Here is a 23,280-nt window from a genome sequence, read left to right on the forward strand (position 1 = left end):
TTATCTGCAATAGGGAAATGAAAAAACGGCGTCCGAAGGCGCCGTTTTTGTCGAACGGCTCGCTACTCCGCCGCCACCTTGGCCATCGGATTGTTCGGATGCGTCGTCCAGTTGGCATAGATCGGCGACACCGGCTTGCCGGTGCGCTGGTCCATCACGCCGACCGCCAGCGGCTCCATGGTGATGCAGTTCTCGACCGGGCAGACATTGACGCAGAGGTTGCAGCCGACGCATTCGGCCTCGATCACCTCGAAATGCCTGACGCCGTCGACCATGCTGGTGATTGCCTGGTGCGAGGTGTCCTCGCAGGCGATGTGGCAGCGGCCGCATTTGATGCAGGCGTCCTGGTCGATATGCGCCTTGGCGACGTAGTTGAGGTTGAGATACTGCCAGTCGGTGACATTGGGCGTGGCGCGGCCGACGATGTCGTCGAGCGAGGCATGGCCCTTCTCGTCCATCCAGTTTTCGAGGCCGGCGATCATCTCCTGCACGATCTTGAAGCCGTAGGTCATCGCCGCCGTGCACACCTGCACATTGCCGGCGCCGAGCGCCATGAACTCGGCCGCGTCGCGCCAGGTGGTGATGCCGCCGATGCCGGAGATCGGCAGGCCGTGGGTTTCGGGATCGCGCGCGATCTCGGCCACCATGTTCATGGCGATCGGCTTCACCGCCGGGCCGCAATAGCCGCCGTGCGAGCCCTTGCCGTCGATGGTCGGCTGCGGCGCAAAGCTGTCGAGATCGACGCCGGTGATCGAGTTGATGGTATTGATCAACGACACCGCGTCGGTGCCGCCCGCGTGTGCCGCGCGCGCCGGCTTGCGCACATCGGTGATGTTGGGCGTCAGCTTGGTGATGACAGGCATGCGGGTGTTCTGCTTGCACCAGCGCACCACCATTTCGATATATTCCGGCACCTGGCCGACGGCGGCACCCATGCCGCGCTCCGACATGCCGTGCGGGCAACCGAAATTGAGCTCGATGCCGTCGGCTTCGGTCTCCTCGACCACCGGCAGGATCGCCTTCCAGGCCTCCTCGACGCAAGGCACCATCAGCGAGACGACGATGGCGCGGTCGGGCCAGTCCTTCTTGACCTGCTTGATCTCGCGCAGATTGACCTGCAGGTCGCGGTCGGTGATCAGCTCGATGTTGTTGAGGCCGAGCAGGCGGCGGTCGGCGCCCCAGATCGCGCCATAGCGCGGGCCGTTGACGTTGACCACCGGCGGGCCTTCCTCGCCCAGCGTCTTCCACACCACACCGCCCCACCCGGCCTTGAAGGCGCGGATGACGTTGTAGGCCTTGTCGGTCGGCGGCGCCGAAGCGAGCCAGAACGGATTGGGCGATTTGATGCCGACGAAATTGTTTCTGATATCTGCCATGCTCATGCCCTCCCGTTCGAGGTCAGTGCCCGATTGATACTCTCCGCCGCGTCGCGGCCCTGCGCGACCGCCGAGACGGTGAGGTCGTCGCCGCCGAAGATGCAGTCGCCGCCGGCCCAGACCCTGGCAAGTGAAGTGCGCCCTTCGGCATCGACCTTGATGCGGCCTGCTTCGAGCTCGATAGACGCGCCGCTGCCGTTGAGTGCTGCCGGCACAAAGCTTTGGCCGATGGCCTTGAACACCTGGTCCGCAATGAGCGTCAGTGTCTCGCCTGTGCCGGCAAGAGTGTCGCCGCTCAACGCCGTGTATTCGAGTTCGATGGCCCTGACCTTGCCGCCCTCGGCTATGACCCGCTTCGGCTGCAGCCAATGGCGGATGGTGACGCCATTGGCGGCCGCAAGATCCTGTTCGAACTCGGACGCGTTCATGTGCTCCTGGCCGCGCCGGTAGCAGATCGTCACCTCCTCGGCGCCGAGCAGCTTCGACTGCACGGCGGCGTCGATCGCCGTCATGCCGCCGCCAATGACGACGACGCGCCGGCCAACTGGCAGGCCGGAAAGGTCACTCGCTTGGCGCAGCTCGGCAATGAATTCGACCGCATTGACGACGCCGTCGGCGTCCTCGCCATCGGCGCGCAACGCATTGACGCCGCCAAGCCCCATGCCGAGAAACACCGCATCATAATTGCGGATCAGGTCGGACAGTTGATAGTCGCGGCCAAGCGCCTTGCCGTTCTGGATATCGATGCCGCCGATCGCGGTCACGTAGTCGACTTCGGCCTGGGCGAAATCGTCGACGCTCTTGTAGGCGGCGATGCCGTATTCGTTGAGGCCGCCGGCCTTCGGACGCGCCTCCAGTATGGTCACGTCATGGCCATGGCGGGCAAGCCGGTGCGCGGCGGCAAGGCCTGCCGGCCCGGCGCCGACCACGGCGACTGTCTTCCCGGTCGGCTCGGCGCGCGTATAAAACTGCTTGTTCTCGCCCATGGCGACGTCGGTGGCATAGCGCTGCAGGCGGCCGATCTGCACCGGCTTGCCTTCCGCCACTTCGCGTACGCAAACTTCTTCGCACAGCGTCTCGGTCGGACAGACGCGGGCGCACATGCCGCCCAGAATGTTCTGATCGAAGATCGTCTTGGCCGAACCGATCGGATTGCCGGTCGATATCTGGCGGATGAACAGCGGAATGTCGATCGAAGTCGGGCATGCATTCATGCACGGCGCGTCATAGCAGAAATAGCAACGGTCGGATTCGACCAGCGCCTCATGGTGATCGAGCGGCGGGTGCAGGTCGGAAAAATTGTCCGCGTACTGGTCGGCCGAGAGCCTGCCGCCTGTAATGCCTTCTTTGAACTGGCCTTCTGGCATTTTCAGTTCCCCATGTTTTTCGTTTTGGGGAAGGCTAGCACATTTTGTTTTTTTATCAATTGGTCAATTTTTGGCACAAGATGTTGAAAAGCCTCGCAATAATATGAATTTTTTACTCATGTTAAGGCGATTGCGGTTGCCTCTGCGGAGCGAGCGAATGGCTGGGCTCAGGTCTGCGGCCACGAATAACCCTGATCTCGTCCGCGACCAGTTCCTGCAACCGCCAAAGATTGCGATCGTGGATGCCGAATGCCTCGAGGTGGCTGACCGTGTGGTAGAGATATTCGGCGCCGGACCCGATATGCCCGCAGGCTCTGGCCAGCACGCTCGCAACCTTGTCCAGCGGCTGGTTCAGGGACGTTCCCCTGTCCTTAACACCGACCCAGAAGCCAAGCGCGTGCAGCGCACCTTGCGCCGTATGCACCGGCAACCACCTGACCGTGCCGACACTTTCGTGGTCGCTGATCTCGCGCCGCAGCAGCCGTTCGATCTGGACCGGCTTTTCGCCGTCCGGCAAGGGATAGATCACCCCATTGCATCGACCGCCCCGTTCGAGCGCCATCATCAAACCCGACTGCTCGGCGCTGGGGCGCCAGCGCACCATGTCGAGGCAGAAGGAGCGGTGCCAGCCAAAGGCCGCGGCGAGCTGTTGCTCGATCGACTCGAATTCCGGCTTCCAGATCAGCGACCCGTAGGCGAACACCCATAGCGACCCTCTGTCGGCTTCATCGGACGGCCGCAAGGCAAGGGCCCGGAAATCCTCGTCGTTCAATTCCGTCCAACTTGGATCCGGGCCGGGTTCGGGCTCTTCCCGATGGCACAGTGCGACAAGCTCGGGTGTGAGCGGCATCAAGCGCATGAACGATAACCCCTCGTGACCGCAGAGAAATCGAAAACCGCCGCGCGCGCAATCGGGGAACGCTTGGCATGCAGAGACATTGTTGTTCGGGGGCTGTCGGATTTCCGTCGTGAAGATCGTCCTAGGATGGATCGGACGACGATCGATGCATGAAAGGTGAGGAGACCGAAAAATGCCAAAAGCCCCGATGCCCTTCTTCTGGTACGAATTGATGACATCAGATCTCGACGCCGCCGAAGCGTTCTACCCCAAAGTGGTCGGCTGGACAGCGAAGCCTTTCGACATGGCGCCCGGCATGCCACGCTACATCGTCATGAACGTCGGCGAACGTGGCGTCGCCGGCCTGATGACCATGCCCGAGGATGCCGCCAAGATGGGCATGCCGCCCGCCTGGCTGGGCTACATCCATACAAAAGATGTCGATGCCTCGACGGCATCGCTGGAAAAAGCCGGCGGCACCGTTCATCGCCAGCCCGAAGACATTCCGGGCGTCGGACGATTTGCCGTCGTCGCCGATCCGCAAGGCGCGACATTCATGTTCCTACAGCCGAACGGCCCCGACCAGCCTGTCGTGCCGGCCAGCACGCCAGGCCATATCGGCTGGCACGAGCTTTACACGAGCGACTGGAAGGCCGCGTTCGATTTCTATTCCGACCAGTTTGGCTGGGTCGATGCCGGCGATTTCGATATGGGCCCGATGGGCACCTACCAGACCTTCACCGCCGGCCCCGAATCTGGTGGCGGCATTATGAACAAGCCGGAGCAGATTCCGGTCTCGGTCTGGCAATTCTATTTCAACGTTCCGGCCATCGACGCGGCGGCCAAACGCGTGACCGACAATGGCGGCAAGATCCTGATGGGGCCGATGGAGGTCCCCGGCGGGAGCTGGGTCGTCCAGTGCCAGGACCCGCAAGGCGCGCATTTCGCATTGATGGCGCCGGTACGCTGACGGCGATAAACAGCGTGGGAGCAAAGCACCGGCCCTTCATCGCAACACCGATGAAGGGCAGTATTCCTTAGCTTGGTGCCAACCTATTCCGGCGCCAGCACCGCAACCTTCAGGTCAGCCTCTTTCGCGCCGCTGAACTGGACGGTGGCCGGGCCGGACGCAAGCTTGAAGCGTACGCTCTTGCGGATGCCGGGGCAGGTTTTCACGCCGCTATAGCCCGCCGACTTGATGGCGTGACCATCCTGAATGACATCGATCCAGGCCTCACCCGAGAGACTTATCTGTATAGCTCCCTCGGGTGGCACCTCCACGCTGGTAACAGCGCCGAACGTGCCTGCCACCGGAGCCCGTTCGGGCGGTATCGCGAAGCCGGCTCTCTCGACCGGCACCAGTGCCAGGTCCGCGGCCGCACCGACCGCCAGCGTCGTTCCCGACAGAGTCGCAGGCGCTGCGGCAAACAGCACCTGTTCCCGCGTCACCGGCCATCTGAAGGCCTCGCAGCCTGCCTCCTCGGCCAAGGCGAAGCTGGTGCCTGCAAGGAATGCGAATAGGCTGATGACGACTTTTTTCATGGCAAGGGGACCCACGGGTTGGAGTTCCACACCAATACAACCATAGCGGAAATAATGCAACCCTAGCGTGAATAATATAAAATGGCTGGGGAACATTTCCGATCACCGACTGTTGATGGCAGGCCATGGGATGTGAATGGTCCATTGCCAGGCGATAATTTATGCCCGGTCCGGGAGGTAAAGGGAGTTTAAGATGAAGCCTTTCGATGGCCTTGCCAGATATCAGCCGCAGGCACTCGGCGTATTGCGCATCGTCACGGCCCTGCAGTTCATCGAGCATGGCTCGCAGAAACTGTTCAATTTCCCGGTCGGCGAGCATGCCGAAGCCCTGACCGGACTGACACTCACAGCCGGCATCCTCGAATTCGCAGGCGGTATCCTGCTGGCGCTGGGGCTGCTCACCCGCCCGGTCGCATTCCTTCTGGCGGGCGAAATGGCGATCGCCTATTTCATGGCGCACATGCCGCGCGACTTTTTCCCCGTCAACAATGGCGGCGATTCGGCGATCTCGTTCTGCTTCATTTTCCTTTATCTGGTGTTTGCCGGCGCCGGCGCATTCGCGCTGGACAATCGCCGCAACGCCTGACGCCTTGCGATGCCCGCCTGGATTCAGGCGCGCATCCGCTCAAAATTGGCGTCGAACAACGGAGCCGGTTGCATGCACGCGGCATGTCGCTTGCCCAACAACTCGATCTCGAACCCGTCGCTCTCATCGGCGATCTCTTTTGGCACATAGCCGACAGCGACGGATTTTTTCGAGTGATGCGCGTAGCCCCCCGACGTGACCCAGCCTCGCACGGCGCCGCCGAACCAGATTGGCTCGTCGCCGATGACATCGGCGTCGTCTGCATCGACGATGAAGGCGCGCAGGCGCAATTTGCCGCCTTGCTTGCGCTCGGCGAGCGCAGCGGCCTTGCCGATGAAGTCGGCGTCCTTGCCATAGGCGACGAAACGGTCGAGCCCGGCCTCAAGCGGCCCATAGATCGGCCGGTACTCGCGTCCCCATGAGCCGTAGTTCTTTTCCAGCCGCAGCGCGTTGAGCGCGCGCGAGCCGAACAGGCCGATGCCGACTTCCTCGCCGGCCGCCATCAAGGTCTGGAACGCGGCGCGCTGGTATTCCGGCGCCACCCAGATTTCGTAGCCCAGGTCTCCGGTGTAGCTGACGCGGCCGACCAGGCACGGCGCCATGCCGATGTCCATCCTGCCGATGGCCATGAACGGAAACGCCGCATTGGACACATCGGAGCGGGTGGCTTTTGCCAGCACATCCCGCGCCCTCGGCCCGGCGATCGAAAGGCCAGTGAGTTTCACCCCCAGCGCCTCGATGCGAACCGATCCGTCGTCAGGCAGATGCTTCTCGAACCAGCGCATATGGTATTGCTCGGCGATGCCGGACCCGGCGAGGAACCAACCGTCCTCCCCCAGATTGGCCAGCGTGAAATCGCCGATCAGTCTGCCGTCCTGCTTCAGCATCGGCGCCAGCGTCATGCGGCCGGGCTTCGGCAGTTTGCAGGCAAGCATCCAGTCGAGCCAGGCGGCCGCGCCCTCGCCTGTCACCTCGTATTTGGCAAAGCTCGAAATCTCGGACAGGCCGACACCGTCGCGAACGGTCGCGACCTCCTTGGCCACCTGCGTGAAATCGCTCGAGCGGCGCCAGGAGAACTCGTCCTTGACACCCTCCGGCGCGTACCAGAGCGGCACCTCCAGCCCATAGGCAACGCCCCATTGCGCACCCCTGGCCGACAACAAATCATAGACCGGTGTCGTCTTCAGCGGCCGCCCCGCGGGCAGTTCCTCATTGGGGAAGCGGATCGAGAACCGCCTGGAATAGTTCTCGCGCACCTTGGCGTTGGTATAGGCCATCGTCGCCCAGTCGCCATAGCGCGCGACATCCATCGCCCAGATGTCGGCGCCGGGATCGCCCTCGATCATCCAGTTTGACAGTGCCAGCCCGACGCCGCCGCCTTGTGAAAAACCAGCCATGACACCGCAGGCGACCCAGAACCCTGGCAGTCCGCGCACCGGCCCAACCAGCGGGTTGCCGTCCGGGGCGAAGGTGAAGGGCCCGTTGATGATCTGCTTGATACCGGTATTCTGGAACGCCGGGAAATGCCGGAACCCGACTTCCAGCGATGGCGCGATGCGGTCGATGTCCGGCGCCAGCAATTCGTGGCCGAAATTCCACGGCGTCTGGAACTCGGACCACGGCTTGTTGGCCTTCTCATAGGTGCCCATCAGCATGCCGCCCCGCTCCTGGCGCAGGTAGAGCTCGCCATCGAAATCGACCGCGTGGATGATTTCGGTACCAGTCTTGGCGTTCCAAGCGGCGACCTCCGGCATGTCCTCGGTGATCAGGTACATATGCTCCATAGCCAACACCGGCAGTTCGAGCCCGACCATGCGGCCGACCTCGCGCGCCCACAGGCCGCCGGCGTTGACGACATGCTCGGCCACCACCTCGCCCTTGTTGGTGATGACGCGCCATAGGCCGTCCGGACGACGCACGATGTCCTCGACCTTGGTGAAGCGTTCGACCTCGGCGCCGAGTTTCCGCGCCGCCTTGGCATAGGCATGGGTGACGCCGGAGGGATCGAGATGGCCATCCTCCTTGTTCCTGACAGCGCCGACGAACTGCTTGGGATCGAGCAGCGGCATCAGCTCGGCCGCCTCGTTGGGCGAGATTTCCTCAAGCTCGATGCCGAGATAACGGCCCTTGGCGACGACGCCGCGCAGCCAGTCGAGGCGCGCCTCGGTCGCCGCCAGAAGCACGCCACCGGTCAGATGCACGCCAGTCGCCTGGCCGGAAAGCTCCTCGATCTCCTTGTAGAGGTTGATCGTGTATTTCTGCAGCTTGGCGACGTTGGGGTCGCCATTGATGGTGTGCATGCCGCCGGCCGCATGCCAGGTCGAGCCTGACGTCAGCTCGTCTCGCTCCAGCAGCACCACGTCGGTCCAGCCGTGGCGAGCGAGATGGAACAGCACGGAGCACCCGACGACACCACCGCCAATGACCACGACTTTTGCATGCGATTTCATGGATTTTTCTCTGATATCAGTGGGTTGGATGGGCGAATGGATTCACGATGGGAGGCATCACGGTTCGCCCTGCCCGATCGCTTCCTTGCGCTTGGCCATGTAAGCCTCCAGCGCCTCGCGCACGGCGATGTCCATCACCGGCTCGACATAGTCTTCCAGCGCCTTCTTCCACAGCCGCGTTGCGCGTGCCGTGGCGTCGAGCCCGCCGGCCTCTTGCCAGGCTTCGTAATTCTGCCAGTTGGACAGCATCGGCTGGTAGAAGGCAGTGGCGTAGCGCTCGAGCGTGTGCGGCTCGCCGAAGAAGTGGCCGCCGGTCGGCACCGCGCCCAGCGCCTCGACGGCAAGTTCGGCCTCGTTGACCTCGATCGGACGCAGGAATTCCATCATGTGCTGGATCATCTCGACATCGATGATGAGCTTCTCGAACGACGCCGTCAGCCCGCCCTCCTGCCAGCCTGCGGCATGATAGACGAGATTGCCGTGGCCGAGCACCGCGCCCCATAGCGCCATCAGCGTCTCATATGCGCCTTGCGCGTCGGCGGCGTTGGAGGCCGAACCCGGCGTCGTGCGATATGGCAGCCCGTAGCGCCGCGCCAGTTGCCCCGACGCGATGTTGGCCTTGGTGTTCTCCGGCGTGCCGAAAGCCGGCGCGCCCGACTTCATGTCGACATTTGAGGTGAAGGCGCCATACATGACCGGCGCGCCGGGACGCACCAACTGCGTCAGCACGACGCCGAACAGCGCCTCGGCATTCTGCTGCGCGAGCGCGCCGGCCAGCGTCACCGGGCTCATCGCTCCCATCAGCGTGAACGGCGTCACCGCCACGGACTGGCCGAACTCGGCCATGGTCATCAGCCCCTCGGCCATCATCTCGTCGAAGCGGCGCGGCGAGTTGACCGAGATGATGGTGGTGACGCCGGGGTCGTCGCGCATCTGGTCGAGACTCAAGCCTCGGGCGATTGCCATCATTTCGATGCCGTCGAGCGCCCTGCCCCGGCCGATTGCCGAGACATGGAAACTCTTGTCGGTCAGCGTCAGATTGGTGAAATAGGTGTCGAGATGGCGGGAATTGGCCGGCAGCTCGACCGGCGCGCAGACCTGGTTGCCGAGCATGTGGATGCAGTTGAAATGCTGCGCCAGCCGGGTCAGGTCCGAATAGTCGCGGAGATTGCCGGCGCGGCGGCCGCGCTCCATGTCGTGCACGTTGGGCGGTCCGGCAACGAGGGTGAAATTGATGGTGTTGCCGCCGAGATGAACGGCCTTGGCCGGATTGCGCGGCGTCAGCACATAGCTGGACTGCGTGGTTTTCAGTGCCTCGGCGACCAGACCGCGATCGATGCGGACATTCGCCGAGGCATGATCGACCTTGGCGCCGGCCTTCTCGAAAAGCGCCAGTGCGCGCGGGCTCATAACCTCGATGCCGAAATTCTCCAATATGTGCATCGACGCGTGGTGGATCTGCTCGATCTGGTCGGCAGACAGCATGGCCATTGGCGGATAGGGATTGGTCACACGCCGCTGCGGCAATTGCGGAATGGCCGACGGCCCCCTGTTGCTGGTGCGCTCTGCGCCGCGTTTGCGTCTTGGTTCGTTCATGCCTGGCATCAAAGCCCCGGCAAACCAGGCAGGCTGTCAGGAATACGTCGTATGCGGGCGTGATTTTAGCCAAGGCGGCATTTCTGTGATATCAATATAGATAAAACGACGAAATTCGTCGATTTATTGATACGGTGCTTTCTCTGAGGACCACGCCGCCGAAGCATTAACGAAGGCTGCAAGATTCCCTTTATGATTTCGGCCTATTGCTCTGCCGATGCGTAGTTCGAGTTTTAGTAAAATTGCTGCGGTTTGCGTGCTGCTGGCGCTTTCGGCCTGCGCCACCGCGCCTAATCACATCAACAATGTCTGCGCCGTATTCGATCAGAATGACGGCTGGTTCGACAACTGGCAGTCGGCCGCCGAGCGGACGCAGCAGAAATATGGCGTGCCGGTTCCCGTGCTGATGGCGACGGTGCGCAAGGAATCCGGCTTCAAGAGCAACGCCCGCCCGCCACGCACCAAGCTTCTCGGCTTCATTCCGTGGAAGCATGTCTCATCGGCCACCGGCTTCTCACAGGCGCTGGACGGCACCTGGTCGCAATATCAAGGCGAGACCGGCAACTGGGCGGCGCGGCGCACGAAATTCGCCGATGCGGTCGATTTCGTTGGCTGGTATCACTCCAAGACGGCAGACACCTACGGCATCGCCCGCAACGACACCTATAATCTCTACCTTGCCTACTATCTCGGCTGGACCGCCTATGGGCGGGGTAACCGGGGCGATGCCGGCGTACAGGGCTACGCGCGGGCGACCGACAAGATGGCCCGCGATTATGCGCAGCAGTTGAGCCAGTGCGGCAACTAGAAGGACTGCCGCGACAGCGGCAGCCTTGATCAGCTCGGCTTCGGCTTCTTGCCGCGCGGACGCTTCGGCGGCGGGCCGGCAAAGCCCGGGCCATCGCCATGCGGCGAGTCCTCGGGCACGCCCTCATGCGCGGCATGTTCCTTGTCGAACTTGATCACCGGCTCCATCTTGGCCAGCACGTCATCGGAGAGCCAGCACAGGCTCATATGGCCGTCGCCGAGATGCTTGACCGGCGGCACCTTGGTCTCGCACAGATTGTCCGGCACCAGTTTCTTGTAGCCGCAGCGCGTCTGGAATGGACAGCCCGACGGCGGGTTCATAGCCGACGGGATATCGCCTTCCAGCACGATGTGGCGCTTGACCACGCTGGTGTCGGCGATCGGGATCGCTGACAGCAGTGCCTCGGTATAGGGGTGATAGGGCGGCGCGAAGATCTGGTCGGTCGTCCCCTGCTCGACGATATAGCCGAGATACATCACGACGACGCGGTCGGCGATGTAGCGAACGACGGACAGATCGTGGCTGATGAACAGCATCGTCGTCTTGTTCTTACGCTGGATGTCCATCAAAAGCTCGGTCACCGCTGCCTGCACGGACACGTCCAGTGCCGAGACCGGCTCGTCGGCCACTACCACCTTGGCGTCGCCGGCAAAGGCCCGCGCCACGCCGATGCGCTGCTTCTGGCCGCCGGATAGCTGGCGCGGCTTGCGGGTCTCGAAGGCCCGCGGCAGCTTTACCAGATCGAGAAGTTCCAGCATGCGCTTGCGGCGGTCGGCAACCGTCTTGCCGACATTGAACTTCTCCAGGGTCCGGATGATCTGCGAGCCGACAGAATGGCTGGGATTGAGCGTATCGAACGGGTTCTGGAACACCATCTGGATCGACGATACAGTCTCGACGCTGCGGCTCTCGATGCCGGTCGACTGGATTTCCTTGTTGCCCAGCGTCACAGTACCGGCACTTGCCGTCTCCAGCCCGAGCAGCACCTTGGCCAGCGTCGACTTTCCGCAGCCGGATTCGCCGACGATGGCAACCGTCTCGGATTCGCGCGCCATGAATGAGATCGTCTCGTTGGCCTTGACGACGCGGCCCTCGCTCGAGCCGAACACCTCGCTGCCGCCGACCTTGTAGTATTTTCTCAGATCCTCGATCTTGAGCACCGGCGCGCCGGGCACGATGCGCTCCTTGACCTTCTTGGCGCCGGGCGGCAGCGCGTCCCAGTCGATCTCGTTGAAGCGCACGCAGCGCGAAAAATGGCCTTCGTGACCCGCGACCTCGATCATCGGGATTTCGGCGGCGTTGCAGACGCCCTCGACGAAATGGTGGCAGCGCGGGCCGAAATTGCAGCCCTTGGGCCGCTCATGCGGCAGCGGCAATTGCCCTGGGATGGAAATCAACGGCCGTGAGTTCTTGTCGGCGCCGGGCAGCGGAATCGAGCGGAACAGGCCTTGCGTGTAGGGATGGCGCATCCGGTCGAACACGTCCTTGATCTTGCCGGTCTCAACCGCTTCGCCCGAATACATCACCGTGATGCGGTCGCAGGTTTCCAGTATCAGCCCCAGATTGTGCGAGACGAAAATCATCGACGTGCCGAACTTCTCGCCAAGCCCCTTGACCAGGTCGACGATGCCCGCTTCCACAGTCACGTCGAGCGCTGTCGTCGGCTCGTCGAGCAACAGCAGCGCCGGCTTCGACAGCAGCGCCATGGCAATGACGATGCGCTGCTGCTGGCCGCCGGAGAGCTGGTGCGGATAGGAGCGCATCATGCGCTCGGGATCGGGCAGCTTGACCGAGCGCACCATTTCAAGCGCGCGTTTATATGCCTCTTCCTTCGACACCTTGTCGTGGATCAGCGGCACTTCCATCAACTGCTGCCCGACCTTCATCGCCGGGTTGAGGCTCGCCATCGGCTCCTGGTAGATCATAGCGATCTTGTTGCCGCGGATGGTGCGCAGCTCCTCGTCGGAGAGCTCGCCCATGTCCTTGCCCTGGAACTTGATCTTGCCGCCGACGATCTTCCCGATGTTGGAGAGGTCGCGCATGATGCCGAGCGACACGGTCGACTTGCCGCAGCCGGATTCACCGACGATGCCCATCGCCTCGCCCGGCATGACGGTGCAGGAAAAATCCATGACCGCCGGTATCTCGCCCTTGCGGGTGAAGAAGGAGATCGACAGGTTCTCGATCTCGATGATCGGCCCATTGGCCGGCTTGGCGGGATTTCGAACTGCCTCATTCATGGGTCGCTCCAATCCTGGTTCTTTCGGGCCTGGTTCTTGGTTCTTTCAGGCGCATCGGGTCGAGACCCGCAGATCAGTCTTTCATCGATTGTTCGCGCAGCGAGTCAGCGAGCAGGTTCAAGCCCAGCACGAACGACATCAGCGCGATCGTCGGCGGCAGCGCCGGGTGGACGAAGGAACGCAGCAGCCGGCTGGCGTCCTTGATCGCGGTGCCCCAGTCCGGGCTTTCCGGCGCCAGGCCAAGGCCGAAATAGCCGAGCGTGCCGAGCAGGATGGTGGTGTAGCCGATACGCAGGCAGGCATCAACGATCAGCGGCCCGCGCGCATTGGGCAGGATCTCCCAGAGCATGATGTACCAGGGCGATTCACCGCGTGTCTGCGCCGCTGCCACATAGTCGCGTGTCTTGATGTCCATCACCAGGCCGCGCACGATGCGGAACACGCCGGGGCTGGAGGCGAACACCACCGCCACGAAGATGTTGAGCTGGTTGGGATCGATGTGCACGATCCGCAGCGGGTCCTTGTCGAACACAAGGCCGAGATAGATCCAGCCGCCGACGATCAAGGTGATGCCGAGCAGGATGTAGAGCCGGTCGGGCCGGTTCTTGTAGCGCGTCCAGAACAGCACGCTGAAGAAGATGATCGGGAAAAGGAAGAACACGCCGGCCATCGCATAGGGGATCGGCGTATCCATGATGCCCGGCGTCACCAGCAGGTAGAACAGCAGGATGACCGGGAAGGCGAGCACCAAATTGGCCAGGAACGACAGCACCGTGTCGATCTTGCCGCCGTAATAGCCGGCCGGGAGGCCGAGAGTGATGCCGACCATCAGCGCGAAGCCGGTTGCGGCAGGCGCGATGATCAGCACGATCTGGCTGCCAAAGACCATGCGCGAGAACACGTCGCGCGCCAGCTTGTCGCCGCCGAACAGATAGGAAAGTCCCGATTGCGGTTCGATGGCGCCCGGTAGCACATCCTTCATGATGGGGACCTGGGCCAGCGGATCGAACGGTGAGATCGTTGCGGCGAAGATCGCCGTGAACAGCCAGAACAGGCAGATGCCGACGCCGACGACGCCGACGCCGCTATCGAACAACTGGCCGTAGAGCGCCAGCTTCTTCTTGTAGGCGTAGCTCGCGCCCATGACGATGACGAGCGCGATCCAGACCGGCCAGAAGCGCGACAACACTTCGAGAACGACGGTGAAGCCACTGATATATTGTACCGGCATCCGCTTCGCTCCCTACTGAACTCTGATACGCGGATTGAGAAACGCGTAGCCGACATCGGAAATGAGCTGCGTGATCAAGACGATGAACACCGAAACCAGCGAGCAGCCGAGCAAAAGGTCGATATCGTTGTTGCCAGCTGCCTCGACCAGCGTATAGCCGAAGCCCTGGTAGCGGAACATCACCTCGACGATGACGACGCCTGTGAGCAGCCAGGGAAACTGCAGCATGATGACCGTGAAGGGCGCGATCAGCGCGTTGCGCAACGCGTGTTTGACCACCACGCTGCCGAAGGAGAGACCCTTCAATCGGGCGGTGCGGATATATTGCTGCGTCATCACCTCGACCATCGAAGCGCGCGTCATGCGGGCGATGTAGCCGATGCCGTAGATCGCCAGCGTCATCACCGGCAACGTGAAATTGTAGAAGGTGATGCCCTGGCTCGCCGACGCGGCCGAGCCATTCAGCAAGCCAAGCCACGAGGCGAAGATGACGGTAAAGATGACGCCCGATACATATTCAGGCGTCGCCGTCGAAGCGATCGAGGCGACCGAAAGCACGCGGTCGGTTCGCGAGCCCTCACGCATGCCGGCCAGAATGCCGATCAGCAGCGAGATCGGCACCATCACCGCCAGCACCCAGAACATCAGGATACCGGTGGCGCCGAGCGCCGGAAACAATTTCGAGGCGACCGATGCCTTGAACTTGGTCGAGCAGCCGAAATCGCCTTCGAGGACGCCGGCGAAGGTCGGCTCGACAGGATCGTTGCAGAAGGAGAACCGCTGCGCCGGCTTTCCGGTCGCAGGGTCGGTCACCGGTTGCTTGGGCACGACGCCCAGCCACTGGCCATAACGGACGAAGAAGTTCTGCCGGTAGCCATGATTGACCAGCCAATTCTCAAGCTGCTCGGCCGACGTATGCATTTCGGTCTGGCTGATCGCCAGCTTCTTCAGATTGGGTTCGAGATTGATCAGGAAGAAGACAACCATGGTCAGGCACAGCATCGTCAATGCCATGGTGCCAAGACGCCTGATAACGAAAGAAAGCATAGCTGCCCCTGCCGATGGGTTGGGGTTTGAGCCGGCTATGAAAGCCAACCCTGCCGTGACCGGCGGGGCTGGCTGTCAAACAGGCCTTCGGATGCGATCAACTTTGTTTTTGTTGCATGACCTTGGCCTGGAGTCCCGCAACTTTTTTGAGAAGCGCGCACCCTCAGGGGCAGACGATGCAAAGAGCGAGGGAAAGGGGCGACGCCCCTTCCCCTTGTCGGCGCAATCAAGCCTGTTCGAGCCAGACCTTGCCGTAGTCGCGCTCGAAGGTCGGGTGCATCTTGTAGTTCTGCACCGCCTTGACCGAGTGGCTGTACAGCTTGCGCCAGTACGGCTGGATGATGATGCCTGAATCCTGCAGGATCTGCTCGATATCCTTCATCATTTCCTTGCGTTTGGCGGCGTCGGCAACGGCGAGCGCCGCATTGAGCTTGGCATCCCAGTCGGGATTCGACCACGCCGTCTCATTCCAGGCCTCGCCGGTGCGATAGGCAATGGCCAGGACCTGGACGCCGAGCGGGCGCATGTTCCAGTTGGTCATCGACAGCGGATACTTCGTCCAGTCGTTCCAGAACGTCGAGCCCGGCAGAACGGTGCGCTTCACCTTGATGCCAGCTTCGCGCAACTGGGCGGCGATCGCATCGCCGGTGTTCTTGTGCCAGTCCTCGTCGACGGTGATCAGCTCGTGTTCGAAGTCCGCCTGGCCGGCTTCCGCCATCAGCGCCTTTGCCTTGGCCGGATCGCGGGCCACCTTGGGCAGCTCGTAATATTCCGGATGGATCGAGCACACATGGTGGTTTTCGGCCACCGAGCCGGCATTGCCGTAGCCGAGCTGCAGGACGACATTGTTGTCGACCGCAAGCTGCAGCGCGTTGCGCACCTTCTGTTCGCCATAGGGCTTGTTGTTGACGTTGGAGCGGCAGACGATGGTCGATGCCGTAACGATTTCCGACTTGACCAGATCCATGCCGTCGAGAATCGACACATAGTCGGCCGAGGTCTCGAAATTGGTGTGCACCTCGCCAGCTTCGAAAGCGCTGACCATGGCGGCCGGATCGGTGCCGTAGTCGATGAATTCCAGGCCATCGAGGAACACTTCGCCGTCCCACCACTTGTCGTCGGTGCGGCGCTTGTAGACCACTTTCTGGCCGACATCGTAGGAGACGAGTTCGAACGGACCGGTGCCGATCGGGCAGGCCTTGAAGTCGCCGCCCTTCTCGTCGAAGCTCTTGTGGACGATCAGGCCGGGATAGTCGCACATGTTGGGAATGAGCGCGATGTCGGGCTTGCCGAGCTTGAGTACGACCGTGTGGTCGTCAGGCATGGTGACGGCGCTCTCGTCGAGCTTGTCATCCTTGACCAGCGAGCCGAGACGGCCGGGCATCGAATTGCCTTCGGCTTTCTTGTCGGCCCAACGCTTCAGATTGAAGACGACGTCGGCGGCAGTGAAGGGGTCGCCATTCGACCAGGTGACGCCCTTGCGCACATGCAGCGTGTACTGCGTGGCGTCGTCGTTGACGTCCCAGCTCTCCAGCAGATAGGGGCGGAACGTGTATTCGGATGTGTACTTGACCAGCGGCTCGAGCGCCTGGCGCTCGGCATTGGCGATTTCCGACCAGTCGGCCTTGCGCGGGTCCTTGGGATCCTTGATCCACTGGGCGATCTTGAGCGTGCCGCCCTTCTTGCCTTTTACCTCTTCGGCCTTCGCCGGAGTCGGGTCGGCGAGGCCGAGCAAGCCGTAAGCCATTGCCGTCGATGCACCGAAGACGCTGGCCATGGCCAGGAATTCGCGGCGATCCACCTTGCCTGCCTTGGCGTCTTCGGCCATGGCCAGGATGTGATCCGGAACGCGATCGCCATTACTTTTATAAATCGTCATGACTTAACTCCCATTGTTGGCTTTCCGCCTTTTAACATTCCGCATCCGGGCCATGATGTCAAAGACGGCATGGATTGGGAACATGTTAGGGAATGTGCAACTTTGGCAAAGAAGCGGTTCGCGTGATAACGACAGTCTTGGCGCAAAATTGCTACTGCGTGACGGATTCCTCTGGAATCTCGATAGTCGATTAAACTGAGACATTTACGCGGGCCCGGACAGCGCCGGCCTTGAACCGACCTAAGGCCAAAAGCTCCGACGAAGTATCAGTATTCCCTCTCGTAAAAGATGCCGCCCTTGGCTTCACCGGCGTCGTTGGCCTCGCCGCGCAGCTTGACCCCGCGCCCGACATTGAGATCGACCGTCGCCTTGCCCGAGCCTGGCTTGTCACCCTTCTGGATCGTCACATAGGTGCGGTCGTTGAGGTATTTGCCGGCCGAAACCGCCGTGCCGCCCTGCTCGTCCGTCGTGACGTCCAGATCGTCGACGCCGATGGCGCTACGCAGGTTTTCCAGCAGCGACGTCGAGCCGCCAACCCCGGCCAGTTGCCCTGCCGCTTCGGCGAGCTGGGCGATCTGCAGCGGCGACAGGTTTGACATCGAGCGGCCGAAGATCAATTGCGCCAGCACCTCGTCCTCGGGCAGCGCCGGCACCGAGGAGAAGATGAATTTCGGATTTGTCGCCTCGCCCGACACCAGAATGGTGACGGTGGCGCTGCTCGTCGTCGTTGTCGCCGCCAGGTTGAGATAGGGTACCAGCGAGCCGGAGAAGCCAACCGTGCCTTCGGTGAAGGTCAGCCGCTTGCCGAGGATCGACAGCCGGCCGCGCTGCAAGGTGAAGGTGCCGATCGCTTGCGGCGACGAGGCCGGGCCGGTCAGCCTGAGCGAGCCGCCGAATTCGGCATCGACGCCCCTGCCCTGGATGAAGATCTGGTTCGGCGCATTGACCGTGACATCGAGGGTGAGGCCAGTGCCGCCGCCCTTGCCGCTGGTCGTCGGCGGCCGCAGCGCCTTGTCCTGCGCCCGTACAGCACCAGGCGCGTTTTTGTGCTTGACGTCGAGCGCCGCCAGCGAGCCCGGCAATTTGTCCGGAACCGTGATCACCGTCTTGGCGAGATTGATGGTGCCGGCAATCACCGGGGCTGACGTCAGCGGTCCCTTGATCGTCAGGTCGCCGCCGAGATTGGCGGTCACGACCCGTCCGTCCGTATAGCGGCCGTCGACCAGCTTGATCGACAGGTCGGCCGGGAAACCCTGCGCCGGGTTGATGCCGACCGTGCCGCTGGCCGACAGACTGCCGCGCGTCGACAGCGTCCCGGTCAGCCGGTTGATCCTGGCGATGCCGCCGGCAATCGAGATATCGGCGGCGAGATCGTTGACGGCGAGGCCCGAGCGCGCATCCACAAGACGCGCGCCGGAGGTGCTGACGCTACCGCCAATGACAGGCGCTGAAGCCGCACCGCGCACCTGCAAATTCACATTGGCGGTTCCAGACAGCGACAAGCCTTGCGCGGCGAGCTTCTGGCTGAGCAGGCCGAACGGCACGGCGCCATTGAAATCGAGCACCAACGCCGGCGTGCCAGCGGTCGTCACGGTGCCGCCGCCCTTGAGGCCAAGGCCGGCGCCATCACTCACATTGGCGTTGAAGGCCAGCTTGTTGGCGGCAAAGGTGCCGGACGAGGAAACACTCACCGCCCCGACACCAGCGCCTCGGGTCTGCGATGTCTGCACACCCGCCGCGTCGATGTTGAAGGCGACCGCAGGGCTCGCCGGCGCACCCGTCACCTTCACCGTGCCCGAAATCGAGCCGGCGGCGTCGAGGCCCGCCGAGAAACTGTTCGCAAGCGACATCGGCACCCGCGCCAGCGTCGCGTTGATGTCGAGCGCCGTGCCGATCTTGCCGGTCACCGTCGCTGTGCCGCCGCCAAGGTTGAGCACCAGCCGGTCCAGCGTCGTCGTGCCATTGGCAATGCTGACGGTCGAGGCCTGGGCGATGGCGGTCTTGATGCCCTGGACCGTTGCCTGGCCGGACGCAAGCTCGATGGTCGTCGTGCCGTTGGCCACTTTCACGCGGCCAGCGGCCCGCGCCGGAATGCCCTTGGCGGTCGCGCCGCCGGAAAAGCCGGTCCAGTCACCGTCGCGTTTCAAGTCGACATCGATGCCGCTGATCACGGTGCCCCCTGACGTGACGGTGTCGGCGCGGATTTTTCCGGAGATGACGGGTACGGCCAGATAGTTGGCGACCAGCGCATCGATAGAGACAGCTTTCGCCTGAAGGTCGCCCCGCCTGATCGACGCGGTCGCCGCCTTGATCGCGACCTGCGGTGCGCCGCCATTCTTCGAGAAAGCAATCGTTCCGCGCACGTCGCCTTCTGCCTTCTCCAGCGCCAGTGCCGCCAGCGGGCCGATATCGGGCAGGTCGAGCGCAATCGTGCCGACCGGCACGAACTTGTCATCCAGCGCCAGATCGCCGGAAATCCTGTTCTTGCCGAGCGACAGCAGCAGGCCATTGATTGCGCTCTTGCCGTCAGCCGTCGCCAGAACCGCACTGCCTTGCAGCGCCTGGCCCGCGACATTGCCGGTCAGTTGCACATTCGCCGCCGGGTTGGCGGCATCGGCCTTGGCCGTGGCGGTCAGCTTCAGGCCGGTGATCTCGCGCGATGCCACCAGCAGCCTGTCGCTGTCGACCGTCAGCGACAGATCCGGCGCGGCGGCCGGCCCCTGTACATTCAACGCGAAGGCGATGGCGCCCTTGGCATCTTTCGACAGCAGCGAAACATCGCTCAGCGCACCCTTGATGTCGGCGGCGAGTTTGTTCTCGGCAAGGCTGGCATGCCCTTGCGCAGTCAGCGCGCCCGAGGCCAGCTGCAATCCATCGACATTGACATTGCCCGACGCATCACGCTTCAGCGCAGCGCTCAGTTCAGCGCGTTCGGCAAGCATGCCGCGCACCGCCGCCGGCAGCGCCGTCGAGGCGGCATCGGCTTTCAAATTGAGGTCGATGGCGCCGTCGGCCAGCGATACCCGGCCGGTGAAGCCACTGTTCAGCGCATCGCTCGTCACCGAGCCGCTGTCGATGGTGACTGCATCCGCAGCCAGCCTGCCGGCAACCTTGGCCGTGACCTTGCCGGCGATGAGCGGCGCAATGGTCGCATTGTCGAGACCGATCTTTTCCGCCGATACCGTGCCGGAGATCGGCCCTGTGCGGGTCTTCAAGTCAAAGGCATCGGAATGCAGGGCGACCGCGATGCCTTCTACCTTCGCCAACTTCGTAGCAACCGAAGGCACCCTCGCCGAAATGTCGAGCCGGGGCTGCGCGCCCTGCCCCGCTGCCTTCACCGAAAGCGCCTGCAGCTCGAGCTTGATCGGGCTTTCAGCGCTGCCCAGCGTCAGCGGCAGGCTCGGACCGGTCGAATTGAGGTCGATAGCAAAATCGCTGGCGCCGTTCGGATTGAGGGTGCCGGTCGCCTGGCCGGAAATCTTGTCGCCGGTCAGCGTCGCATGGTCGAGCAAAACACCGCCGGCCGTCGTGTAGCTGCCGGCCGCATCGACAGCGAGCGGCCCGAGCCCGGCCTGGCGAGTCTGGCTGCTTTCGACGCCAGCCAGCTGCGCATTGAAACGGACGTCGGGAGCTGCCGGCGATCCGCTCACCTGCGCCGTGCCGCCGAGCGTCCCCGCCGCATCGAGACCGGGCGAAAAATCATTGGCCAGTGCTGCCGGCAGCGCCGAAAATTGCGCCGCGAGGTCGAGCGTCTGGCCGGCGGTGCCTGACAGCGTCACCGAACCGCCGCCGACATCGAGCGCCAATTTCTCGATGGTGGTCGTGCCGTTCGCAATGCTTAGCGTAGAGGCTTGAGAGATTGTCGCCTTGATGCCGCGAACCGTGGCTTCGCCCGAGGCGATCTCGACGCTTGTCGTGCCGTCGGCGATCTTCACCCGGCCGGCAGCGGTTGCCGGAATGCCCGATATGGTGGCGCCGCCGGTAAAATTGGTCCAGTCGCCGTCGCGCTTCAGATCGACGGCGATGCCGCCGATTTCGGTGGTTCCGGAGGTGACGCTGTCGGCCTTGATCGAACCGGCGATCGCCGGCGCCTTGAGATAATTGGCGATCAGCGCATTGACGGTGATGGTCTTGGCAGTCACCTCGCCGCGTGCGATCGACGTGCTCTTCGCATCGATTGCGACGGAAGGCGCGTCGCCCTCCTTGGCAAAGCGGATGGTGCCATCGACGTCGCCCGTCACCGCCTGGCCGGCAAGTGCGGCCAGCTGGTCGATGGCGGGTGCCGCGAGCGTCAGCGTGCCGAGCGGCATGAATTTGTCGTCCAGCGCGAGGTCGCCCGAGATCTCGTTGTCGCCAAGCGAGACAAGGAAGCCATTGATCGACCGCTTGCCTTCGCTGGTCACCAGTGCCGCCTTGAGGTCGAGCGGCTGGTCGTTGACGGAACCGGTCAGCGAGACGTTGGCGGCAGGGTTCTCAATGTCGGCCTTGCCGCTCGCCGTCAGCTTGATGCTCTTCACCGTGCGGCCCGAGGCCGTCAGGCTGTCGCTGTCGGCGGAGACCGTGAAGTCCGGGGCCGTCATGGCGCCGCTTGCCGTCAGCGCGAAATCGATGCCGCCGGCAACCGGCACGCCGACCGTTGGCGACAGCACGGAAACATTGCCCAGTTTGCCCTTGATGTCGGCCTGGATATCGGTGCCTTGCAAGCTGGCGGTGCCAGTGGCGCTGAGCGACCCGGACGTGAATTCGATCGCGTTGGCAGCGAAGGAGCCCTGCGGATCGCGAGTCGCGCTGGCCGAGAATTTCACCCGGGCGCCGAGCACAGAGGCGATCTGAGGCGGAAAGGCGGTCGCGACGGCATCGGCGTTCATCTTGAGCTGCATCGACAGATCGGCAAGCGCCACCCTCGCCGTCAGCGAGGCGTTGAGCGCGTCGGAGCGCAATGTGCCCCGGTCAATGGCAATGGCATCCTTGCTGACCGATCCGGCCATTTCGACACCGACCTTGCCGGTGACCAGGGGCGCCAGCGTCGCCACGTCGGTTTTGAGACCACCTGCCTCCAGCTTGACGGCGACCGGGCCGGCGCGGTTCTGGATGTCGAAACCGTCGGAATGGATCTGCGCCGCCAGATCGTCCAGTCGCGTACCGCCGGCAATGATCGAAACGAAGGAGGCGCCGATGTCGATGATCGGCGCCTTGCCGTCCCCGAACGCGCGGGCGGTGGCGTTGTTGATCGCCAGCGTTATCGGCTGCGCCTTGCTGCCGACGCTGATGACGACCGGCGGGCCCTTGGCGGCGAGTTCAACCGAGAGATCGCTTGCGCCGGCAGGGTCGATGATGCCGGTGGCGGTGCCATGCACCGCATCGCTGTCGATATTGGCACGGTCGACACTGACGCCGCCGGCTGATGTGGCGGTGCCCGCGACATCGAAGCTGGTCTTGCCGGCAAACAGCGGCTTCAAATTCTCCGGCAGGAAGCTAGCGAAGTCCCCGTCGCCCTCGGCTTCGACATGGCTGCCCTTGTCGGTCGACTGGTGGCGGCCTGTCAGCTGGGTGACGATCCTGCCGTCGACTGAGAACGTGCCGATGCCGTTCCAGTTGGCGAGCGGTCCCGTGCCGGAGACGATTATGTCGACCGGCGGCGCGTCGGGCAATTTGAGCAGATTGGCGATGATGCCGCCTGCCGGCTCCGAGGCCTTGAGATCGAGGTCGAGCCTGTTGTCTGCCGGCGCAAAGTGGATTTTGGCATCGACATTGCCTTGCTTTCCGTCATGACGGGCGACGTTGAGCGTCGTCTCGACCGCCAGCGGCGCGGCGTCGGCCTTGAGCATCCCCTTGGCGGCGAGTTCCGCGATGCCGCTGCCGGCCAGATCCTGGCCGAGCGCGATCTCGGGCAGATCGATCTGCTTGATGTCGAGCGAAACCGGCAGCGTCGTCGTGCCGCCGCTCGGCGCTGGCTGCGTGCTGGCCATAGGCAACCGGGCGAGTTCTATGCGTTCGGCGGCGATGCGGTCGGCGCTGAAATTTTTCGACAACAGCGCCAGCGGCGACCAGTCGACGGCCACCTTGCGCGCCACCAGCCAGGCGCCCTCGCGGTCCTCTAGCACGACATGGTCGACGCTGAGAGCCCCGGACCAGATCCCGTCGATGCCACTGACAGTGATCTTGCGGTCGTCGCTCGAAGCCAGGCGCGAGATGATGCCGGCGAGATTGTCGCGGCCGCGCTCGGTCTTGGTCAGCACGACCAGTGCGCCGATCGCCCCCGCAACCACGATCAGCAGCGTGTAAAGGACAATGCGGAGGATGCGCCAGACCGTCTTCAT

General features: G+C 63.2%; 14 protein-coding genes. 3 read left to right on the forward strand and 11 right to left on the reverse strand.

What is annotated here, in order from left to right:
• Nucleotides 1-62 precede the first annotated feature (62 nt).
• The 3 genes from preA to NKI20_RS08265 all read right to left on the reverse strand — a co-directional run bounded on the left by preA (nt 63) and on the right by NKI20_RS08265 (nt 3,602).
• Nucleotides 63-1,376, reverse strand: a complete 1,314-nt coding sequence (preA, locus tag NKI20_RS08255) for an NAD-dependent dihydropyrimidine dehydrogenase subunit PreA (RefSeq protein ID WP_352604281.1) — start codon at nt 1,374-1,376, stop codon at nt 63-65.
• 2 nt (nt 1,377-1,378) lie between these two features.
• The gene (locus tag NKI20_RS08260) at nt 1,379-2,743 is read right to left on the reverse strand and encodes an NAD(P)-dependent oxidoreductase (protein WP_352829745.1); all 1,365 of its coding nucleotides are present in this window, start codon (nt 2,741-2,743) and stop codon (nt 1,379-1,381) included.
• 121 nt (nt 2,744-2,864) lie between these two features.
• Complete coding sequence (locus NKI20_RS08265; RefSeq protein ID WP_352829747.1) at nt 2,865-3,602, reverse strand: gamma-glutamylcyclotransferase; 738 nt, start codon at nt 3,600-3,602, stop codon at nt 2,865-2,867.
• 172 nt (nt 3,603-3,774) lie between these two features.
• On the opposite strand from NKI20_RS08265, the gene NKI20_RS08270 reads away from it, so the two are divergent.
• Entirely contained in the window at nt 3,775-4,551 is a 777-nt protein-coding gene (locus NKI20_RS08270) for a VOC family protein (protein ID WP_352829749.1), read from the forward strand.
• Between the two features lie 83 nt (nt 4,552-4,634).
• Here NKI20_RS08270 and NKI20_RS08275 read toward each other — a convergent pair whose 3' ends face one another.
• Nucleotides 4,635-5,123, reverse strand: coding sequence for a hypothetical protein (locus NKI20_RS08275; protein WP_352829751.1), 489 nt, complete (start codon nt 5,121-5,123; stop codon nt 4,635-4,637).
• Nucleotides 5,124-5,316: 193 nt separating this feature from the next.
• On the opposite strand from NKI20_RS08275, the gene NKI20_RS08280 reads away from it, so the two are divergent.
• Nucleotides 5,317-5,709 (forward strand): DoxX family protein, encoded by a 393-nt coding sequence (locus NKI20_RS08280; RefSeq protein ID WP_352829753.1) that lies wholly within the window; start codon nt 5,317-5,319, stop codon nt 5,707-5,709.
• Nucleotides 5,710-5,732: 23 nt separating this feature from the next.
• On the opposite strand, the gene NKI20_RS08285 is transcribed toward NKI20_RS08280, so the two are convergent.
• Together NKI20_RS08285 and NKI20_RS08290 are read right to left on the reverse strand one after the other, a co-directional pair.
• Nucleotides 5,733-8,159, reverse strand: a complete 2,427-nt coding sequence (locus NKI20_RS08285) for a GcvT family protein (protein WP_352829755.1) — start codon at nt 8,157-8,159, stop codon at nt 5,733-5,735.
• A 57-nt stretch (nt 8,160-8,216) separates the two neighbouring features.
• On the reverse strand, nt 8,217-9,755 hold the full coding sequence (locus NKI20_RS08290) for a trimethylamine methyltransferase family protein (protein WP_352829757.1): 1,539 nt from the start codon (nt 9,753-9,755) through the stop codon (nt 8,217-8,219).
• Between the two features lie 217 nt (nt 9,756-9,972).
• On the opposite strand from NKI20_RS08290, the gene NKI20_RS08295 reads away from it, so the two are divergent.
• Nucleotides 9,973-10,563 carry a transglycosylase SLT domain-containing protein gene (locus tag NKI20_RS08295; RefSeq protein ID WP_352486324.1) on the forward strand — a complete coding sequence of 197 codons (591 nt, stop codon included), beginning with the start codon at nt 9,973-9,975 and terminating at the stop codon, nt 10,561-10,563.
• A gap of 29 nt (nt 10,564-10,592) precedes the next feature.
• Here NKI20_RS08295 and NKI20_RS08300 read toward each other — a convergent pair whose 3' ends face one another.
• From NKI20_RS08300 to NKI20_RS08320, 5 genes are all read right to left on the reverse strand, one after another.
• Complete coding sequence (locus NKI20_RS08300) at nt 10,593-12,803, reverse strand: dipeptide ABC transporter ATP-binding protein (protein ID WP_352829760.1); 2,211 nt, start codon at nt 12,801-12,803, stop codon at nt 10,593-10,595.
• Nucleotides 12,804-12,876: 73 nt separating this feature from the next.
• A complete protein-coding gene (locus NKI20_RS08305) occupies nt 12,877-14,034 on the reverse strand; it encodes an ABC transporter permease (RefSeq protein WP_023756932.1) in 1,158 nt (385 codons plus the stop codon).
• Between the two features lie 12 nt (nt 14,035-14,046).
• A complete protein-coding gene (locus NKI20_RS08310) occupies nt 14,047-15,081 on the reverse strand; it encodes an ABC transporter permease (protein WP_352604299.1) in 1,035 nt (344 codons plus the stop codon).
• Between the two features lie 226 nt (nt 15,082-15,307).
• Complete coding sequence (locus NKI20_RS08315) at nt 15,308-16,960, reverse strand: ABC transporter substrate-binding protein (RefSeq protein ID WP_023756930.1); 1,653 nt, start codon at nt 16,958-16,960, stop codon at nt 15,308-15,310.
• A 266-nt stretch (nt 16,961-17,226) separates the two neighbouring features.
• Nucleotides 17,227-23,280 (reverse strand): translocation/assembly module TamB domain-containing protein, encoded by a 6,054-nt coding sequence (locus NKI20_RS08320; protein WP_352829763.1) that lies wholly within the window; start codon nt 23,278-23,280, stop codon nt 17,227-17,229.

The organism is Mesorhizobium sp. M0830 (genome assembly GCF_040319965.1).
In the GTDB taxonomy this organism is placed as follows: Bacteria; Pseudomonadota; Alphaproteobacteria; order Rhizobiales; family Rhizobiaceae; genus Mesorhizobium.

What these genes read in the sequence shown, in the direction of transcription:
- preA (WP_352604281.1), bottom strand. Translation starts at nt 1,376, where the DNA reads ATGGCAGATATCAGAAACAATTTCGTCGGCATCAAATCGCCCAATCCG.
- NKI20_RS08260 (WP_352829745.1), bottom strand. Translation starts at nt 2,743, where the DNA reads ATGCCAGAAGGCCAGTTCAAAGAAGGCATTACAGGCGGCAGGCTCTCG.
- NKI20_RS08265 (WP_352829747.1), bottom strand. Translation starts at nt 3,602, where the DNA reads ATGCGCTTGATGCCGCTCACACCCGAGCTTGTCGCACTGTGCCATCGG.
- NKI20_RS08270 (WP_352829749.1), top strand. Translation starts at nt 3,775, where the DNA reads ATGCCAAAAGCCCCGATGCCCTTCTTCTGGTACGAATTGATGACATCA.
- NKI20_RS08275 (WP_352829751.1), bottom strand. Translation starts at nt 5,123, where the DNA reads ATGAAAAAAGTCGTCATCAGCCTATTCGCATTCCTTGCAGGCACCAGC.
- NKI20_RS08280 (WP_352829753.1), top strand. Translation starts at nt 5,317, where the DNA reads ATGAAGCCTTTCGATGGCCTTGCCAGATATCAGCCGCAGGCACTCGGC.
- NKI20_RS08285 (WP_352829755.1), bottom strand. Translation starts at nt 8,159, where the DNA reads ATGAAATCGCATGCAAAAGTCGTGGTCATTGGCGGTGGTGTCGTCGGG.
- NKI20_RS08290 (WP_352829757.1), bottom strand. Translation starts at nt 9,755, where the DNA reads ATGAACGAACCAAGACGCAAACGCGGCGCAGAGCGCACCAGCAACAGG.
- NKI20_RS08295 (WP_352486324.1), top strand. Translation starts at nt 9,973, where the DNA reads ATGCGTAGTTCGAGTTTTAGTAAAATTGCTGCGGTTTGCGTGCTGCTG.
- NKI20_RS08300 (WP_352829760.1), bottom strand. Translation starts at nt 12,803, where the DNA reads ATGAATGAGGCAGTTCGAAATCCCGCCAAGCCGGCCAATGGGCCGATC.
- NKI20_RS08305 (WP_023756932.1), bottom strand. Translation starts at nt 14,034, where the DNA reads ATGCCGGTACAATATATCAGTGGCTTCACCGTCGTTCTCGAAGTGTTG.
- NKI20_RS08310 (WP_352604299.1), bottom strand. Translation starts at nt 15,081, where the DNA reads ATGCTTTCTTTCGTTATCAGGCGTCTTGGCACCATGGCATTGACGATG.
- NKI20_RS08315 (WP_023756930.1), bottom strand. Translation starts at nt 16,960, where the DNA reads ATGACGATTTATAAAAGTAATGGCGATCGCGTTCCGGATCACATCCTG.
- NKI20_RS08320 (WP_352829763.1), bottom strand. Translation starts at nt 23,280, where the DNA reads ATGAAGACGGTCTGGCGCATCCTCCGCATTGTCCTTTACACGCTGCTG.